Origin of the sequence: Citrobacter sp. A316, assembly GCF_002042945.1 — a bacterium.
GTDB lineage: Bacteria > Pseudomonadota > Gammaproteobacteria > Enterobacterales > Enterobacteriaceae > Citrobacter > Citrobacter portucalensis.
The window spans coordinates 69,712-88,658 of sequence record NZ_MVFZ01000006.1; the positions used below are offsets into that span (position 1 = coordinate 69,712).

Annotated in this window: 17 protein-coding genes and 1 pseudogene; 3 read left to right on the top strand and 15 right to left on the bottom strand. The window is 52.6% G+C overall.

The window, feature by feature from the left end:
- Positions 1-4 precede the first annotated feature (4 nt).
- The 12 genes from holB to yceD all read right to left on the bottom strand — a co-directional run bounded on the left by holB (position 5) and on the right by yceD (position 9,963).
- Positions 5-1,009: a DNA polymerase III subunit delta' gene (gene holB, locus BZK41_RS09160; protein WP_079937957.1), complete on the bottom strand. Its 1,005-nt coding sequence runs from the start codon at positions 1,007-1,009 to the stop codon at positions 5-7.
- Complete coding sequence (gene tmk / locus BZK41_RS09165) at positions 1,006-1,647, bottom strand: dTMP kinase (protein WP_079937958.1); 642 nt, start codon at positions 1,645-1,647, stop codon at positions 1,006-1,008. Before tmk ends, holB begins: the two co-directional genes overlap by 4 nt.
- Complete coding sequence (yceG, locus tag BZK41_RS09170) at positions 1,637-2,659, bottom strand: cell division protein YceG (protein WP_079937959.1); 1,023 nt, start codon at positions 2,657-2,659, stop codon at positions 1,637-1,639. Before yceG ends, tmk begins: the two co-directional genes overlap by 11 nt.
- 2 nt (positions 2,660-2,661) lie before the next feature.
- Positions 2,662-3,471, bottom strand: a complete 810-nt coding sequence (gene pabC, locus BZK41_RS09175; RefSeq protein WP_079937960.1) for an aminodeoxychorismate lyase — start codon at positions 3,469-3,471, stop codon at positions 2,662-2,664.
- Positions 3,472-3,606: 135 nt separating this feature from the next.
- Positions 3,607-4,848, bottom strand: a complete 1,242-nt coding sequence (gene fabF / locus BZK41_RS09180; RefSeq protein WP_003036260.1) for a beta-ketoacyl-ACP synthase II — start codon at positions 4,846-4,848, stop codon at positions 3,607-3,609.
- A gap of 85 nt (positions 4,849-4,933) precedes the next feature.
- Positions 4,934-5,170: an acyl carrier protein gene (gene acpP / locus BZK41_RS09185; RefSeq protein ID WP_000103754.1), complete on the bottom strand. Its 237-nt coding sequence runs from the start codon at positions 5,168-5,170 to the stop codon at positions 4,934-4,936.
- 155 nt (positions 5,171-5,325) lie between these two features.
- Positions 5,326-6,060 carry a 3-oxoacyl-ACP reductase FabG gene (fabG, locus tag BZK41_RS09190; protein WP_079937961.1) on the bottom strand — a complete coding sequence of 245 codons (735 nt, stop codon included), beginning with the start codon at positions 6,058-6,060 and terminating at the stop codon, positions 5,326-5,328.
- 12 nt (positions 6,061-6,072) lie between these two features.
- A complete protein-coding gene (gene fabD, locus BZK41_RS09195) occupies positions 6,073-7,002 on the bottom strand; it encodes an ACP S-malonyltransferase (protein WP_079937962.1) in 930 nt (309 codons plus the stop codon).
- A gap of 15 nt (positions 7,003-7,017) precedes the next feature.
- Positions 7,018-7,971, bottom strand: coding sequence for a beta-ketoacyl-ACP synthase III (gene fabH, locus BZK41_RS09200; protein WP_079937963.1), 954 nt, complete (start codon positions 7,969-7,971; stop codon positions 7,018-7,020).
- A 77-nt stretch (positions 7,972-8,048) separates the two neighbouring features.
- Complete coding sequence (plsX, locus tag BZK41_RS09205) at positions 8,049-9,128, bottom strand: phosphate acyltransferase PlsX (RefSeq protein WP_079937964.1); 1,080 nt, start codon at positions 9,126-9,128, stop codon at positions 8,049-8,051.
- A gap of 123 nt (positions 9,129-9,251) precedes the next feature.
- Positions 9,252-9,425, bottom strand: a complete 174-nt coding sequence (rpmF, locus tag BZK41_RS09210) for a 50S ribosomal protein L32 (RefSeq protein ID WP_003036242.1) — start codon at positions 9,423-9,425, stop codon at positions 9,252-9,254.
- Positions 9,426-9,441: 16 nt separating this feature from the next.
- On the bottom strand, positions 9,442-9,963 hold the full coding sequence (yceD, locus tag BZK41_RS09215) for a 23S rRNA accumulation protein YceD (RefSeq protein ID WP_003036239.1): 522 nt from the start codon (positions 9,961-9,963) through the stop codon (positions 9,442-9,444).
- A gap of 197 nt (positions 9,964-10,160) precedes the next feature.
- On the opposite strand from yceD, the gene BZK41_RS09220 reads away from it, so the two are divergent.
- Entirely contained in the window at positions 10,161-10,745 is a 585-nt protein-coding gene (locus BZK41_RS09220) for a nucleoside triphosphate pyrophosphatase (protein WP_003832177.1), read from the top strand.
- 82 nt (positions 10,746-10,827) lie between these two features.
- Here the strand turns inward: BZK41_RS09220 and rluC are convergent, their stop codons facing one another.
- The gene (gene rluC / locus BZK41_RS09225) at positions 10,828-11,781 is read right to left on the bottom strand and encodes a 23S rRNA pseudouridine(955/2504/2580) synthase RluC (protein WP_172313134.1); all 954 of its coding nucleotides are present in this window, start codon (positions 11,779-11,781) and stop codon (positions 10,828-10,830) included.
- A 574-nt stretch (positions 11,782-12,355) separates the two neighbouring features.
- Between rluC and rne the strand changes: the two genes are divergently transcribed.
- On the top strand, positions 12,356-15,619 hold the full coding sequence (gene rne / locus BZK41_RS09235) for a ribonuclease E (protein WP_079937966.1): 3,264 nt from the start codon (positions 12,356-12,358) through the stop codon (positions 15,617-15,619).
- 41 nt (positions 15,620-15,660) lie between these two features.
- On the opposite strand, the pseudogene BZK41_RS09240 reads toward rne, so the two are convergent.
- Positions 15,661-16,596, bottom strand: a pseudogene (locus BZK41_RS09240) (LysR family transcriptional regulator).
- A 111-nt stretch (positions 16,597-16,707) separates the two neighbouring features.
- Between BZK41_RS09240 and BZK41_RS09245 the strand changes: the two are divergent.
- Positions 16,708-17,907 (top strand): MFS transporter, encoded by a 1,200-nt coding sequence (locus BZK41_RS09245; RefSeq protein WP_079937967.1) that lies wholly within the window; start codon positions 16,708-16,710, stop codon positions 17,905-17,907.
- A gap of 78 nt (positions 17,908-17,985) precedes the next feature.
- On the opposite strand, the gene flgL is transcribed toward BZK41_RS09245, so the two are convergent.
- A complete protein-coding gene (gene flgL, locus BZK41_RS09250) occupies positions 17,986-18,939 on the bottom strand; it encodes a flagellar hook-associated protein FlgL (protein WP_079937968.1) in 954 nt (317 codons plus the stop codon).
- Positions 18,940-18,947 lie beyond the last annotated feature (8 nt).

Genomic DNA, 18,947 nt, shown 5'->3' on the forward strand with positions numbered 1-18,947 from the left:
TCTCTCAAAGATGGGGAACAGGCAGTACGGTGCCTGGTTGCAGGTAATGCTCAATACGAAGAATAAGATCGGTTAATACCAGCTCACGGTTTACGCCTGTTACGTTCAGCAGTTGCTGACGACAATGGCAAACGTCACCGAGTATCGCCTGTATCTGGGCAACGGATAACCGTTCTGCGATAGAAGATATCAGGTCCAGCGCATCAGGATTCGTTAAATGGGAAACGCCATACGGACGTTTCAACGCATCCGTAAACAACGTTGCCAGCCAATGTAAACGGGCGGCAGCCTGATCGTGGTTTAACGCCGCAAGCAAGATATACCAGTCGCCTGCGTTTAATGTGTTCACCAGTGCCGTGCAAAAATCTGTGCGGTGCGCCCAGCTTTCAGCCTGTAACAACGTGAGTGCCGCGCCAGGCGAACCAGCACTCAGCCGTAACGCGCTAAGCAGCGCTTCTGACGACGCAGTCACCTCACGGGCAAGCCAGGAGATCGCATACGACTCCGGAGGTGGCGCAAGATGATGTAACCGACAACGGCTGCGTAATGTCGCCAGCAAGCGAGCTGGCTCTGTGCTGGCGAGGAAAAACCAGGTTTGTGCCGGAGGTTCTTCCAGCGTTTTCAACAAGGCATTGGCGGCGGCATCGGTTAACTGGGCAGCATCCGGGATCCACACGACCTTCGCACCGCCGAGACGCGAATGCTCATACAGTTTTTCACTGACCTCGCGTACCGCATCAACCCCCAGCGTGCTTTTGCCTTTTTCCGGCAACAGCGAATAGTAGTCAGGGTGCGTCCCCGCCTGCATCAGCTGACAGCCGCGGCACTGTCCGCAGCTTTTATGCCCTTCCGGCTGCTGGCACATTAAATAGCGGCTGAGGGCGTAAATCAGCGCGTCGTCACCCATTCCGGGTAACGCCTGAATCAGTAACGCATGGTGACCACGACCCGCCTGGTAGCTGGCTACCAGTTTCTCAAAATCCGGTCGTAACCATGGGTACCATTTCATGCGCCCTGCTCCTTCACCCATTGGGTGATGGTATGACGGATATCAGCCATCACAGCCTCCAGCGGCTGCGTAGCGTCTATAGTACGAATGCTGCCGTCTTTGGCAGACAGCTCAAGATAGCGCGCGCGAGTACGATTAAAGAAATCGAAAGATTCCTGCTCAATACGATCCAGCTCGCCGCGGGCACGGGCACGCTTCAACCCGACTTCTGGCGTCACATCCAGATAGATCGTCAGATCCGGGCGAAAATCACCAAGCACCGCATCGCGCAGGGTTGCCAGCATGTTTTGATCGATACCGCGTCCGCCGCCCTGGTACGCCTGGGTCGACAGATCGTGACGATCGCCAATTACCCACGCGCCTCTCGCCAGTGCAGGTTTAATAACGGTTTCGACCAACTGTACACGCGCCGCGTAAAACATCAGCACTTCGGCTTTATCGGTAATGACCTCGTCACCGACCGATTTAATATCCAGCACCAGACTTCTTAGTTTCTCAGCCAGCTGCGTTCCACCAGGTTCGCGGGTGAAAACCATGTCACGAATACCGAGTTGCTCAAGTGTCTCCACCACCACGTTACGCGCAGTGGTTTTTCCGGCGCCTTCCAGGCCTTCAATGACGATATAGTTACTGCCCATTTTTTTCCTTAAGCACTTTCAGGTAATCCTGCACGGACCGGTTATGGCTGGCAAGATTGGTGTTAAACGTGTGGCCGCCTTTACCGTCAGCCACGAAATAGAGATACGGCGTTTTTGCCGGATGAGCCGCGGCCTGCAACGAAGCCTCTCCCGGCATGGCAATCGGGCCTGGCGGTAGTCCAGTAATGGTATAGGTGTTATAGGCGGTCGGGGTATCTAAATCCACACGCGACAATTTGCCATTATACCGTGTCCCCATCCCGTAAATCACTGTTGGATCGGTTTGTAGACGCATACCGATACGTAAACGGTTAATAAAGACCGAAGCCACCTGGTCACGCTCGCTGGCAACCGCAGTTTCTTTTTCAATAATGGAAGCCATGGTTACCAGCTGATTTTTGTCCTGATAAGGCAGGCCATCAGCGCGCCCCTCCCAGACAGTATCCACCGCTTTGACCATTTTCTGATGTGCGCGTTTTAGCAACGCTACGTCAGTAGTATTAGCGGTATACATCCAGGTATCTGGCCAGAACCAACCTTCCACCCATTGCGGGTTTTCCAGCTTCAGCGCCTCGGCAACGGTCTCATAGCTATCGTTGCTCAGCGTATGTTTGATATACGGGGCATCGCGCAGCTGTTTCAGGTAATCGCTCAGGCGCATCCCTTCAACCAGACGTAACGGGAACTGCGCCTCTTTGCCGCTTTCCAGCAGTTGCAGCATGTCCCGCACCGTCATGTCGGGCGTGAAGCGATATGTTCCGGCCTTAAAATGCGACAGCTCGGGCTCCACACGCAGTAGCCACTGGAACACGCGCGGACGATTGATAACTTTGTCTGCGTACAGCTGTTCTCCGAGGGCCAGACGTCCTGTCCCCGCTTTCAGCGTAAAAATTGTTTCTTCTTTAATCAATAATTTGCTGTCCGCCAGATGGCGAACTTTCCACATTCCCACTCCAGCGGCAATGCCCAGCACAACCAGCAATAACAGGACAACAAGTAACAGTTTTTTCATGACTAATTCGGGTGCTCACAAAGTGGGGCTAAATAATCGAATAACAAACGTGAAGACAACAACGTGTCGCCACAGGCACGCACGGGAATAATGGGCATTAACGCGTTACAAACGACGATTTCATCGGCCTGCATTACTTCCTCCAACCTGGCATACACTTCGACAATACTGAACGGCGATTGTGCCAGCATCCGGATACAGAATTGTCGCATAATTCCGTTCACTCCGGCCTGGTCCAGATGGGGCGTGTAAACCACATCACCTTTACGCCAGAACAAATTAGCCGCACAGCATTCCGTAACCCATCCCTCGCTGTCAAGAACCAGCGCTTCATCTGCGTCCGTCTGTTCAAGATGAGAGCGAATTAACACCTGCTCCAGTCGATTCAGGTGTTTAAGCCCGGCAAGCAGTGGATTACGTCCCAGCCGAACAGGGCTTAGCGCCAGCGTAATGCCTTCTTGCCGCCAACGATCGTAATGAACGGGCCAGGCTGAAACGGAGAGGATGCGTGTGGCGCTGTGACAACTTTTGCCACTGTAACCCCGGCCTCCGCTGCCACGGCTGATAATCACTTTCAACACACCGCGTACGTGCCCTTTCGCCAGCATTTTCATTTCACTTTGCAGCTCGGACCAATTGTCGAAAGTGATCAGCAGTTTTTGGCAAGCATCTTGTAAACGCGCAAGATGCGCTGCAAAGAGAGGGATTTCGCCGTCGATAATACAAGCGGTGGTAAAACAGCCATCACCAAATTGGGTCGCTCGATCGCTTGCGGCCAGCATATTCTGCTCGCAGCCATTAATTAAGAACATGGTGGCTCCTTATTTCTGGTCCGCTAGTTTGGCAGGATGAGGTACACAGGACAAGGGCGGAAAACCGAATAAAAAAAGGCCCGACAAGCGGACCTTTTTAAATTGCTATCGATGCTAACGCATCACCTGACGGACTTAAATCTTTTTAAAGATCAAAGAGCCGTTGGTACCACCGAAGCCAAAGGAGTTACACAGCGCATACTCCAGACCACTAACCTGACGCGCTTCGTGAGGTACGAAGTCCAGGTCACAACCTTCATCCGGATTATCCAGGTTGATGGTTGGCGGAATAGCCTGATCGCGCAGCGCCAGGATAGAGAAAATTGACTCTACCGCGCCCGCCGCACCCAACAGGTGTCCGGTCATGGATTTAGTGGAGCTTACCATTACACGGCTTGCCGCATCGCCAAAGACAGATTTCACTGCCTGGGTTTCCGCTTTATCGCCCGCTGGGGTAGACGTACCATGTGCGTTGACATAGCCAATCTGACCCGCTTCGATAGCCGCATCGCGCAGTGCGTTGACCATTGCCAGCGCAGCGCCTGCACCGTTTTCCGGTGGCGACGTCATGTGGTAAGCATCGCTGCTCATACCGAAGCCAACGACTTCAGCATAGATTTTTGCACCGCGCGCTTTCGCATGCTCGTACTCTTCCAGTACCACCATGCCAGCGCCGTCGCCCAGCACAAAGCCGTCACGCTCTTTGTCCCATGGGCGGCTTGCCGCTTGCGGGTTATCATTACGCGTAGACAGTGCACGTGCCGCGCCAAAGCCACCTACACCCAACGGCGTACTGGCTTTTTCAGCACCACCCGCAACCATCGCGTCTGCATCGCCGTATGCAATGATACGTGCGGCATGACCGATGTTATGCACGCCGGAAGTACAGGCGGTTGCGATGGAGATGCTCGGCCCTTGCAGGCCATACATGATGGTCAGGTGACCAGCCACCATGTTAACAATCGTCGACGGAACGAAGAACGGGCTGATCTTACGCGGTCCACCGTTTACCAGAGAGGTATGGTTTTCTTCGATAAGACCGAGACCGCCAATACCAGAGCCGATTGCGGCGCCAATACGATGAGCGTTCTCTTCCGTAATTTCGAGGCCAGAATCCTGCATGGCCTGAACGCCAGCGACAATTCCATATTGAATGAAGGCATCCATCTTGCGCTGTTCTTTGCGCGAGATAATGTCTTCACAGTTAAAATCCTTTACTAAGCCAGCAAATTTCGTTGCATAGGCGCTAGTATCGAAATGGTCGATCAGGCTGATGCCACTCTGACCGGCAAGGAGAGCTTTCCAGGTAGACTCTACGGTATTGCCGACAGGAGACAACATGCCCAGTCCGGTCACAACTACACGACGCTTAGACACGGTTGTCCTCCAGGGAGGGAAAATAATTCAAGTGGGATAAAAAGATAAAACTCAGGCGGTCGAATGACCGCCTGGAGATGTTCACTTACGCCTGGTGACCGTTGATGTAATCAATGGCAGCCTGAACGGTAGTGATTTTCTCAGCTTCTTCGTCCGGAATCTCAGTATCAAACTCTTCTTCCAGAGCCATTACCAGCTCAACGGTGTCAAGAGAATCTGCGCCCAGGTCTTCAACGAAGGAAGCATTGTTGGTTACTTCTTCCTGCTTAACGCCCAGCTGTTCGCCGATAATTTTCTTAACGCGTTCTTCGATAGTGCTCATACTCTTAAATTTCCTATCAAAACTCGCTTTCGCGATGGTTTTCGTAGTGTATAAAATGTTGAAAAATTTGCAACTAAATCCCGGCAGGTCTTACCACGATTTTACGTTATTTTGAGGGTATTCACCCTAATAACGCAAATTTTTTTATCTCGTGGTTAAACCATGTACATCCCGCCGTTGACGTGCAAAGTCTCACCTGTGATGTAACTTGCTTCGTCAGAAGCTAAAAATGCAACCGCACTGGCGATTTCCTGAGCGCCGCCAAGGCGACCCACAGGAACCTGCGCCAGAATACCCGCACGCTGATCATCAGACAGCGCACGCGTCATGTCCGTTTCAATAAAGCCCGGAGCAACAACGTTTACAGTAATGCCACGAGACGCAACTTCGCGCGCCAGTGATTTACTGAAGCCGATCAGACCCGCTTTCGCCGCAGCGTAGTTAGCCTGACCCGCATTTCCCATGGTACCAACCACAGAACCGATAGTGATAATACGCCCATGACGCTTTTTCATCATAGCTCGCATTACCGCTTTTGACAGACGGAAAACAGATGACAGGTTGGTTTCGATGATATCGTTCCACTCGTCATCTTTCATGCGCATTAACAGGTTATCACGAGTAATCCCGGCATTATTGACCAGGATATCGACTTCACCAAATTCTGCGCGAATATTTTCCAGAACAGATTCGATAGATGCCGGATCGGTCACATTCAACATCAGACCTTTACCATTTGCACCTAAGTAATCGCTAATGGCCTGCGCGCCGCTTTCGCTGGTAGCAGTACCGATAACTTTCGCGCCACGGGCAACAAGTGTCTCAGCAATTGCGCGGCCAATGCCACGGCTTGCACCGGTAACCAGCGCGATTTTTCCTTCAAAACTCATGGTCTTCCTCTTTTATTGCTCTAGCGCCGCAGACAGTGCCGCCGGCTCATTCAGTGCCGAAGCAGTCAGGGTGTCAACAATACGTTTCGTCAAACCGGTCAGAACTTTACCCGGACCGACTTCATACAGGTGCTCTACGCCCTGGGATGCCATAAATTCAACGGTTTTAGTCCACTGAACCGGGCTGTACAGCTGGCGAACCAGCGCGTCGCGAATCGCATCAGCATCAGTTTCGCACTTCACGTCGACGTTGTTCACAACCGGAACAGTCGGCGCGTTAAAAGTGATTTTCTGCAGCTCAACGGCCAGTTTCTCAGCAGCAGGCTTCATCAGCGCGCAGTGAGAAGGCACGCTGACCGGCAGCGGCAGAGCACGCTTAGCGCCAGCAGCTTTACAGGCAGCGCCGGCACGTTCTACGGCTTCTTTGTGCCCGGCAATAACCACCTGACCCGGTGAGTTAAAGTTTACCGGTGAAACCACCTGGCCTTCGGCAGACTCTTCGCACGCTTTAGCGATAGCGGCATCGTCCAGACCGATAATAGCAGACATGCCGCCAGTGCCTTCCGGAACCGCTTCCTGCATGAATTTGCCACGCAGTTCAACCAGATGAACGGCATCGGCAAAACCGATAACACCCGCACATACCAGCGCAGAATATTCGCCCAGGCTGTGACCCGCCATCAGCGCAGGTGTTTTACCCCCCTGCTGCTGCCATACGCGATAAAGCGCGACGGATGCGGTCAACAGCGCGGGCTGCGTCTGCCAGGTTTTATTCAGTTCTTCAGCCGGACCTTGCTGAGTCAGCGCCCACAGATCATAGCCCAGTGCAGCTGATGCTTCAGCAAATGTTTCTTCAACAATTGGGTAGTTTGCTGCCATTTCAGACAACATCCCAACGGTCTGGGAACCCTGCCCCGGAAACACAAATGCAAATTGCGTCATGTTTAAATCCTTATACTAGAAACGAACCAGCGCGGAGCCCCAGGTGAATCCACCCCCGAAGGCTTCAAGCAATATCAACTGCCCAGCTTTAATACGCCCGTCGCGGACGGCTTCGTCCAGTGCGCACGGTACGGAGGCAGCAGAGGTATTACCATGTCTGTCGAGCGTCACGACAACATTATCCATCGACATACCCAGCTTTTTCGCTGTCGCGCTGATAATGCGCAGATTAGCCTGATGCGGTACCAGCCAGTCCAGCGCAGAACGGTCGAGATTATTGGCTTCCAGCGTTTCATCAACGATGTGCGCAAGCTCGGTCACCGCGACTTTAAATACTTCGTTACCCGCCATCGTCAGGTGGATCGGGTTTTCCGGGTTCACGCGATCGGCGTTAGGCAGCGTCAACAGTTCGCCGTAGCGACCGTCAGCGTGCAGATGCGTGGAGAGAATGCCTGGCTCTTCTGATGCACTCACTACAACCGCGCCAGCCCCATCACCGAAAATGATGATCGTTCCGCGATCGGTTGGATCGCAGGTACGGGCCAGGACATCGGAGCCAACGACCAGAGCATGCTTAACTGCGCCAGATTTAACGTACTGGTCGGCAACGCTCAGGGCGTAGGTGAAACCAGCACAAGCGGCTGCTACGTCAAACGCCGGACAGCCTTTGATCCCCAGCATACTTTGGATCTGGCACGCCGCGCTTGGAAATGCGTGAGTGGATGATGTGGTAGCAACCACAATCAGACCAATTTGTTCTTTGTCGATGCCCGCCATTTCAATCGCACGGTTTGCGGCGGCAAAGCCCATCGTCGCAACTGTTTCATTTGGCGCTGCAATATGGCGTTCACGGATACCTGTACGAGTGACGATCCACTCATCAGATGTCTCAACCATTTTTTCCAAATCGGCGTTAGTACGCACTTGTTCAGGCAGATAGCTGCCAGTACCAATAATCTTCGTATACATGTACGCTCAGTCACTTTTTGGTTATATACCGCCACGAGCAAATCGCTGATACGTTGGCCACATTCACAAACGCACCGTTATCTGTGTGTTCGTGAGGCTGCGCTTTCGCCACCGTCCAGCAGTTCGAATCCAGCTGGGTATACAGATTCCAGGCGAGCGGCAATTCGCTGAGGAACTTGTCGCTGCACCGCCTGCACTGCCTGTTCAATCGCGACTTCAAATGCTCGCTGATTGGCCGCACCATGACTCTTAATCACCGTGCCGCGCAATCCTAACAGACAGGCGCCATTATACTGGTCGGGGTTGAGGTGACTAAATCGCCTTGTCAGGCTTTTTTGTAACCAACGTTTTAATAACAGAAGCCACCACGACCGTTTTTTGCCCTCACCCTGAGATTTCAGCAGTGAAAGGAACATTCTGACAACACCTTCCATCGTCTTTAATGTGACATTACCTGTAAAACCGTCACAGACCAACACATCGGTTTTGCCAGTCAGTAACTCATTGGCTTCAAGATAGCCGATATAATTAATGGAAGGGATTGTTTTTAGCACAGCTGAAGCATCTCGAATACTGTCGAGACCTTTCGTTTCTTCTTCGCCGATGTTGAGTAACGCTACGCGAGGATTGGCAATGCCAACAACCTCTTCTGCCAGCACGGAACCCATGACGGCAAATTGCACCAACATCGTGCTATCACAATCTACGTTGGCGCCTAAATCCAGCACCACCGTTTTGCCCTTTTGCTGATGGGGTAACACCGTCACCAACGCAGGACGCTCAATCCCCTCAAGAGGTTTGAGCATTAACTTCGCAAGTCCCATGAGTGCGCCCGTATTACCGGCGCTGACACAAGCTTGTGCCAGACCTTCTTTCACGAGCTCCAGGGCAACACGCATTGAGCTTCCACGACTGGCGCGAATAGCTTGCGAGGGCCGGGCATCACTGGCAATAACTGACTGAGCAGGGATAATCTGCAGACGCGAACGTTGTTCGAAGTCAGCTTTGGCAAGTAATGGCGTGATTGTATCGGGATCCCCGACTAAAAGAAGTGTGAGTTGCGAATTAGAATTCAGTGCCTGCAATGCTGCAGGCACTGTCACGGTAGGGCCAAAATCTCCCCCCATGACATCTAACGCCAGGGTTAGACGTGTCAAGGTATCGTCGCTGCCCGGTTAGGTGTTTCCCCAGTTACCCGGGGAAAGCCTCACTAAGCTTCATCACGCGTTCACTCTTTGTCTTTCTCACCAGAAGTGGGAAAGCCATTGAGTCATGCGTGATTACTTAGCGATTACCTTACGGCCGCGGTAGAAACCGTCGGCAGTGATGTGGTGACGCAGGTGTTGTTCACCAGAAGTTTTGTCTACAGACAGGCTGGTGACTGCGGTCAGAGCGTCATGAGAACGACGCATGCCACGTTTGGAACGGGTTGGTTTATTCTGTTGTACGGCCATGGACCTTACTCCTCAATTACTTACGCTTTAAGCTGGCTAATACGGCAAATGGGTTTGGTTTTTGCGCTTCATCAGGCAATTCGCCAAAGACCATGTCCGCCTCGGACACTTCACAGTGTTCAGAATCATGCACCGGAACTACCGGCAAGGAGAGGATAATCTCATCTTCAACCATTGCAAGCAGATCGATTTCACCGAATTCGTTAACCTCAATCGGCTCATACGCTTCCGGGAGTGCTTCAGCCTGCTCGTCAGAACGGACAGGACTAAAACAATATGTTGTGTGAACATGAAGTGGGAACGGTTTCCCGCAACGCTGACATTCGAGCGTAACCGATACCTTTGCATCACCGGTTATAACGGCGAGACGCTGGTTATCGATAGCGAACGACATGGAGCATTCCACATCACTGTCCACACTGACTACAGAATCGGCGACGCGCTCAACCAGATCAGAAGTATAGATACCTTCATAATCGAGGCGTTTTTGAGCCGTACGAACCGGATCAAGAGTCAGGGGTAATTTTACCTTTTGCATAGGGCGCGCATATTAACTTTGTAACGTCATATAGTCAAAGAAAAAGGCAGCCTGTGGTTGCCTTTTGCCAATAATTCGCACACATTGCGGGTCATCGACTTAAAATCGCTCAAGACAAGCCACTACAGCCAGCTTGTAGGTCGAAGTCCATAGTTTAAAATGGCTCTCATCAATACGCTATATGCGAGGGAAAAAATATGCCTCAACTTATTCTTGCTTCTACCTCCCCCTGGCGTCGCGCTTTACTCGAAAAACTGGCAATCCCGTTTGAATGCGCTGCGCCAGAGGTTGATGAAACGCCGTTGCCCGGCGAAGCACCACGCCATTTAGTCTTGCGACTGGCGCAGAAAAAAGCGCAATCTCTCGCCCACCGTTACCCATCGCATCTGATTATTGGCTCCGATCAAATTTGTGTTCTTGATGGTGAAATAACCGGCAAACCATTAACAGAAGAAAATGCGCGCCAACAATTACTCAAAGCCCGTGGCAATATTGTGACGTTTTACACCGGACTGGCGCTGTATAATTCTGCGACCGGACATTTACAAACTGAAGTAGAACCTTTTGACGTCCATTTCCGTCATTTAAGCGAGGCGGAAATTGATGATTATCTGCGCAAAGAGCGCCCGCTCCATTGTGCAGGTAGTTTCAAAAGTGAAGGGTTAGGTATTGCACTCTTTGAACGCCTGGAGGGTCGTGACCCAAATACCCTGATCGGTTTGCCGCTTATCGCGTTGTGTCAAATGCTGCGGCGGGAGGAGATGAACCCGTTGAACGCCTGATTAATCTGCCTGATGGCGACACGATGCGTCTTATCAGGCCTACGGTGCATCACACAATTGTAGGCCTGGTAAGCAACGCGCATCAGGCTTTACTGCGTAAAACCTCGAGGCAGCGCTTCAACTGCTTATCCATCGGCGCTTCAATACGCATCACTTCACCCGTACCCGGATGAGTAAATTTCAACGCTGCTGCGTGCAGGAAAAGTCGGTTCAACCCCGTACCCGCCAGTTGCTTATCAAACTCACGGTCACCGTAGCGATCGTCAAAAGCAATTGGATGGCCGGCATACTGGGTATGCACACGAATCTGGTGCGTACGTCCGGTCACCGGGCTACAGCGCACAAGTGTGGCAAACGCATAGCGCTCTTCCACTTTGAAACGTGTTTCTGACGGTTTGCCTTCCTGGTTCACCCGCACGATACGCTCGCCGCTTTGCAGAATGTTCTTTAACAGCGGCGCCTGCACGGTTTTGACATGCGACTGCCATTGGCCTCGAACCAGCGCGAGGTAGTCTTTCTGCATGCCTTTTTCACGCAGTTGTTCATGCAATGAACGCAAGGCTGAGCGTTTTTTGGCAACCAGTAGCACGCCGGAGGTATCCCGGTCGAGGCGATGCACCAGTTCAAGGAAACGCGCTTCCGGGCGCAACGCACGTAATCCTTCAATGACACCAAAGCTTAACCCGCTTCCGCCATGCACGGCCATACCTGAAGGTTTGTTAAGCACCAGAATGTGGTCATCTTCATATAAAATGACATCGGTCAGCGCCGCGACCTTCTGCAGGTTTGGCGAAATGGCCTCTTCTTCACGTTCAGCGACACGCACAGGTGGAATACGCACAATATCCCCATCTTCGAGTTTGTACTCGGGTTTAATGCGTTTTTTATTCACCCGCACTTCGCCTTTACGCAAAATGCGATAAATCATACTTTTCGGCACGCCCTTAAGCTGGGTGCGCAAAAAGTTGTCGATGCGTTGCCCTGCTTCGTCGGCAGTAATGGCAACTGTTTTTACGGCTGGAGTCTCTGTTTTCATGGGGGCCGATTTTAAATAGCCATCAAGATTCGCGCCACACATTTTTCTATGCTTATATTAACTGCTATACCTTATTACTTAAGTTTGACATAGCCGATTTGGTGGTTATTAAAGCAATCACTACGCGGAAGTGAAAAAACTGTGAGTAACCGGGTGATAAATGGCAAAAGTCATCTTGCTATAACAAGGTTAGCAGTGGAATAATGAGGTTGTTTCCGTGTTGAATCTTGTTAAAACAAGAACTTTTCCGGAATGACCCAATTTTGCCCGACCGATCATCAACGCAGCAATGGCGTAAGACGTATTGATCTTTCAGGCAGTTAGCGGGCTGCGGGTTGCAGTCCTTACCGGTAATATGGAAGCTTTTCTGGAGAGTAACACCCAGACTGTTCCCCTGATAATTGCGCTGTGTTTCCGTATGAAATGCAGGCAACCGACACTCTGCGCCTCTTTGAGCTGACGATAACCGTGAGGTTGGCGACGCGAATAGACACGAGGCCATCGGTTCACACCCGGAAAGGCATTACTCTGCCCGCAGCTTAGTCGTCAATGTAAGAATAATGAGTAAGTTACGATGAAAAGAATGTTAATTAACGCAACTCAGCAGGAAGAGTTGCGTGTCGCCCTTGTAGATGGGCAACGTCTGTACGATCTGGATATCGAAAGTCCTGGACACGAACAGAAAAAAGCCAACATCTATAAAGGCAAAATTACCCGTATTGAACCGAGTCTGGAAGCTGCTTTTGTTGATTACGGAGCTGAACGTCACGGTTTCCTCCCGTTAAAAGAAATTGCCCGCGAATACTTCCCCGCTAACTACAACTCCCATGGTCGTCCCAACATTAAAGACGTGTTGCGCGAAGGCCAGGAAGTGATCGTTCAGATCGATAAAGAAGAACGCGGCAACAAAGGCGCTGCGCTGACCACTTTTATCAGCCTGGCGGGTAGTTATCTGGTTCTGATGCCGAACAACCCGCGCGCGGGCGGTATCTCCCGTCGCATTGAAGGCGACGACCGTACCGAATTAAAAGAAGCGCTGGCAAGCCTGGAACTGCCTGATGGCATGGGGCTTATCGTGCGTACCGCAGGGGTCGGCAAATCCGCCGAAGCGCTGCAGTGGGACCTGAGCTTCCGCCTGAAGCACTGGGAAGCGATTCAAAAAGCCGCTGACAGTCGCCCTGCTCCGTTCCTGATCCACCAGGAAAGCAACGTTATCGTACGTGCATTCCGTGACTACTTACGTCAGGACATCGGCGAAATCCTCATCGACAACCCAAAAGTTATGGAGATGGCGCGTCAGCACATCGCCGCACTGGGTCGTCCGGATTTCAGCAGCAAAATCAAACTGTACACCGGCGAAATCCCGCTGTTCAGCCACTATCAGATCGAGTCTCAGATTGAGTCCGCGTTCCAGCGCGAAGTGCGTCTGCCGTCCGGCGGCTCAATCGTTATCGACAGCACGGAAGCGCTGACCGCCATCGATATCAACTCCGCACGCGCGACTCGCGGCGGCGACATCGAAGAAACAGCGTTCAACACCAACCTTGAAGCAGCCGATGAAATTGCGCGTCAGCTGCGTCTGCGCGACCTCGGCGGTCTGATTGTAATCGACTTCATTGATATGACGCCGGTTCGTCACCAGCGCGCGGTTGAAAACCGTCTGCGCGAGGCCGTACGCCAGGACAGAGCGCGTATTCAGATCAGCCATATTTCTCGCTTCGGCCTGCTGGAGATGTCTCGTCAGCGTTTGAGCCCGTCTCTGGGTGAATCCAGCCATCACGTGTGCCCGCGCTGCTCCGGCACCGGTACCGTACGTGATAACGAATCACTGTCACTGTCTATTCTGCGTCTGATCGAAGAAGAAGCACTGAAAGAAAATACGCAGGAAGTACACGCTATTGTTCCTGTGCCGATCGCCTCTTACCTGCTTAACGAAAAACGTACCGCGGTTAATGCTATCGAAACACGTCAGAATGGCGTGCGCTGTGTGATCGTGCCAAACGATCAGATGGAAACCCCGCACTATTCCGTGCTGCGCGTACGCAAAGGGGAAGAAACACCGACCCTGAGCTATCTGCTGCCGAAACTGCATGAAGAGGCAATGGCATTGCCGACGGAAGAAGAGTACGTCGAGCGTAAACAGCCTGAGCAACCAGCGCTGGCCACCTTCGCCATGCCAGACGTTCCGCCAGCCCCTGCTCTGCAGGAACCTGCCGCGAAAGCCGCCGCTCCTAAAGCTGCAGCAGCAACCGCAGCCGTTGCCGCACAGCCCGGTTTGATTAGCCGTTTCTTTGGCGCACTGAAGTCCATCTTCGGTGGTAGCGAAGAAGTGAAACCGGTTGAACAGCCTGCACAGAAAGCTGAAGAGAAAACCGAACGCCAGCAGGATCGTCGTAAACCACGTCAGAACAATCGTCGCGACCGTAACGATCGTCGTGATAACCGTGATAATCGCGGTGATCGTGACAACCGTAGCGAACGTTCAGAAAACGGCGAAAACCGTGAAGATAACCGCCGTAACCGCCGTCAGTCACAGCAGCAAAATGCTGAAGCTCGCGATAACCGCCAGCAAACTACTGACGTTGCCGACAAAGCGAAATCCGGTGATGAGCAGCAGGCGCCGCGCCGCGAACGTAACCGCCGTCGTAACGATGACAAGCGTCAGGCTCAGCAGGAAGTTAAAGAGCTGAACCAGGCTGAACAACCTGTGCAGGATACCGAGCAGGAAGAGCGCGTACGTCAGCCTCAAACCCGCCGTAAACAGCGTCAGTTGGCTCAGAAAGTTCGTTTCACAGACAGCCCGGCGGTTGAAGCCGAAGTAGCTACTGTTGCTGCTATCGCTGAAACTGCTGTTGCTCAACCAACTGAACAGCCGGTACCGGCACAGCGCACCGAACTGGCGAAAGTTGATCTGCCAGCCGTCGTTACGACTGAGCAGGAAGACAACGGCGAAGCACGTGACTCCAACGGTATGCCGCGTCGTTCTCGCCGCTCACCTCGCCATCTGCGCGTCAGTGGACAGCGTCGTCGTCGTTACCGTGACGAGCGCTATCCGGTTCAGTCACCGATGCCGTTAACGGTCGCCTGCGCATCTCCTGAATTAGCGTCCGGTAAAGTTTGGATCCGCTACCCTGTTGCACGTCCTCAGGATCAGCAGGTTGAAGAACAGCGCGAACAGGAAATGGTCCAGCAGCAAGCTGCACCTGTCGCAGTAGAGCCTCAGGTTGCTGCAGCTGTCGTTGAACACATTGTGGATGCCCCTGCGCCGGTTGAAGCCGTGCAGCCAGAGGCTGTCGTAGCTGAGCCTCAGGCCGCCGTTATTGAAACCACTCAGGTTGAAACCACGCATCCGGAAGTGATTGCGACCCCTGTCGAGGAACAACCGCAAATTATCGCTGAATCTGACGCTCCTGTTGCAGAAGAAATCGCCGCTGAAGCCGAACCTGTGGCTGACGTTGTGACTGCACCGGTTGCCGAAGCGTCTGCGGAGGTTGTTATTTCCCAGCCAGAAGTGGTTGAAGAGATTGCAGAAGTTGTGGAAACAGCGCCAGTTGTTGAAGAGGTTGCTGCGCCGCAGGAAGTTGTTGCGGCACCAATTGTAGAAGCGACTGTCGTTAAGGCTGAAGTTGTCGCAGCAAGCACTGATGCTGAACAGCTGCACAGCCATGCAACCGCGCCAATGACCCGCGCTCCGGCACCGGAATATGTGCCAGAAGCACCGCGTCATAGCGACTGGCAACGTCCGGCATTCGCCTTTGAAGGCAAAGGTGCCGCAGGCGGACACAGCGCAACGCATCAAGCGACTGCGCCAGCAACACGTCCTCAGCCTGTTGAGTAAGCCATAATCAATATCAAAGCCGGCCTTCGGGTCGGCTTTTTTTATATCTGATCTACGCCTTTCATCCCCGTCAGCTGCGGCATAACATCCTTCATTAAGGCCAGAAACTTGCGTAAACGGGTCGGATAGTAACGCGCCCACGGATAAACCAAATGTACAGGCAACGGCGCCGCATGCCACTCAGGTAGCAACGCAACCAGACGTCCGTTGGCAATATCCTCCGCCACCATCCAGCTTGAAACAATCGTCACTCCCAACCCCGCCAGCGCGGCATTTCTTGCGACATAAATACTGTCGGTACTTAATCTGGGTGAAATATTCAGCGTGACTGGCTCATTACGCAATTAGTGCAGCAACGAAACGCTATGTTGATAAAACGTGTTCACGGCAATCCAGGGCAGCACTGATAACTGCTCAGGATGAGAAAGTTCGCCATATTGCTCCAGCAGTCCAGGACTCGCCACCATACTACGGGGAACTTCAGCCAGTAAAACGGAAACCGTGGCCGGATCCACCTCTGCACCAACCCTGATAGCGCAGTCAATATTGTCGCTCAGAAAATCAACGGTTTTATCGTTGAGCATCCACTCTACTGCCAACTGGGGATAGCGCGAAAGAAACTGCAAAAGCGGCTCAAGCAGTTGTTGTTGCCCGAATGCATGCGGTGCACGGACTCGCAACGTCCCCACCGGTTCATCTTCTGTGACATTAAGTCCATCTTCCAGCGCCAGCCAGGCATCAATAATCTTCTTAGCATGCTGATAGCCTCTTTCACCGTCGTCGGTCAATTTCATCGCATGCGTGGTACGCATAAGCAGTTTCACACCCAGCAGCGTCTCCAGCGATTGCAGCCGTCGGCTGACGGTCGCCTGCGTGGTCCCTATCTGTTTGGCCGCTGCCGAAAGCGATCCTGCTTCGACAATACGTACAAACGTACGCATCAGCTCCACCCTGTCTATACGCTCATTTTTTACCATCTTCAGTTTCATCATACGCCTGACGTATAACTGTTTTACCACTGCGCTCGCTACCGTGCCACTCGCTGAAGGATAAAAATAGCCTCACATCCTGTGATTGAGGAATCATTTGTGAACACACATACCGCACTTTCCCGTTGGGTCATTTTTGTTCTGGCAATGGGCGCCGGATTCAGCGTAGCCGCTATCTACTACGCCCAGCCTCTTCTGCCTTTAATGGGTCAGGATCTGGCCTTAAGTCTCACTGGCATGGGGTTGGTCCCGACGCTGACCCAGGCGGGATATGCGTTAGGTATATTGTTTTTATTGCCATTAGGCGATCGTTATGACCGTCGGACATTAATCCTGCTGAAAAGTATCTCTCTTGCCGTGCTGCTTCTGGCTTGTAGCTTTACCGGACAGTTGCATTCGCTATTACTGGTGAGTCTGCTGATGGGAATGGCGGCAACCATGGCACAAGATATTGTGCCTGCGGCGGCAATACTGGCGCCCGAAGGCAAACAGGGAAAAACGGTGGGTACCGTGATGACGGGCCTTCTGCTGGGAATTTTACTCTCACGTACCGTCAGTGGACTGGTGGGCGAAGCGTTTGGCTGGCGCGAAATGTACCAACTTGCTGCCGTCAGTATTGCCGTAATTACCGCGATTATGTGGAAGGTACTGCCTCGTTTTGCTGTCCATTCCACGCTGAGCTATCCATCATTAATGCTCTCCATGGCGCAACTCTGGCAACGATATTCCACCCTGCGCCGCGCAGCACTGGCACAAGGCTTTCTGTCCATTGCTTTTAGCGCCTTCTGGTCTACGCTGGCGGTGATGCTATCTGAGCATTACCACATGGGTAGCGCTATAGCGGGTGCTTTTGGTATCGCGGGAGCAGCAGGAGCGCTTGCCGCACCGATGGCGGGCCATCTTGCCGATAAAGTGGGTGCAGCAAAAGTAACGCAATTGGGTGCTTTGCTGGTAACGGTATCTTTCGCACTGATGTTTTTGTTACCCGCCCTGCCCGTTCAGGGGCAGTGGCTGCTCATAGCCCTTTCGGCGGTAGGTTTTGATCTCGGATTGCAATCCAGCCTGGTTGCCCATCAGAATCTGGTCTATAGCCTGGAGCCTCTGGCACGAGGACGATTGAACGCTCTGCTGTTTACGATGGTGTTTATCGGTATGGCACTGGGTTCGGTTCTCGGAAGTCAGATCTACGCCCTGGCAAATTGGGAAGGTGTCGTTGCGCTGGCAACCTTCAGCAGTGCGATTGCGTTGGTCATAAGACTGACGGGGACCCCGTCGCTCAGTAAGACGTCGGTTGCCTAAAAAAATGCCCGCTCCGGGGTGTTAAAGGAGCGGGCAGACAAACATACCCAGTTTCAAGATATGTTTCAAAACGAGACGTTAGCGATTGAGCTGGAACAACGACATTCCCTGCATATCGGTAAACGCTTTGTATGATGCCTGTAGCGCAGCCTGCTGCATGACATAAGACGAAATCGCGGCGTTCCAGTCGACATCCACCAGATTACTCATCTGCTGAGTTTGGCCTAATGCACGATCGGCACCCAGTGAATCCAGCGAGCTTAATTCACTTAGCTGCGTACCTAATTCTGCACGAACGGAAAGCACGTTATTCAGTGAGTTTTTCAGACCACGGCTGGTTTTGTCAATGGCTGCAGCGGCGGTGGCTTTTGCCACGTCATCACCCTCAATAGGGGTTTTGAGTGCATCAATGGCGCTATCCAGCATTTTGAACAGGCTCTTTTCCTGAGCACCGCCACCAGGTTCCGGTACGGCGTTGCTGGTCAAACTAGCGAAGACTTTATCGCCAGTATGACCAATTACCATGGTACGAGAAGCATCGACCTGCTGGGTGACGTTTGTAGTACCGCCGCTGTAAGCACCATCTGCCTGGGCAAACGGTGCGGATTCTGTTTTGTATCCGCCGAAAATATAGCGACCATTACCATCGGTGCTGTTCGCCAGGTTCATCAGCTGATCGCGGATCCCCTGCAGATCGGTGGCCAGCGATGCACGGTCGTCATCGCTTAACGTGCCGTTCCCTGCGCTAACAATTTTTTCCTGAGCGGTTTGAATTGACGTCGTCACCTGACTCAGTATGTTCTCTTCCAGCGATACTTTTTGCGTCGCAAATGAACGCGCCAGCGCATATTGGCTGTTTTGCGCCTGAGCCTGAGAAAGTACCACGGCCTGCGAGGCAGCAATCGGATCGTCAGAAGGACTGAGCACACGCTTGCCTGTTGACATCTGTTCGCCAAACTTCATCCATTCCGCCTGAGAGTTAGTGATGCCACGCATATTCTGCTGGTACATCATCTGGGTGCTGATACGCATTGTGTCCC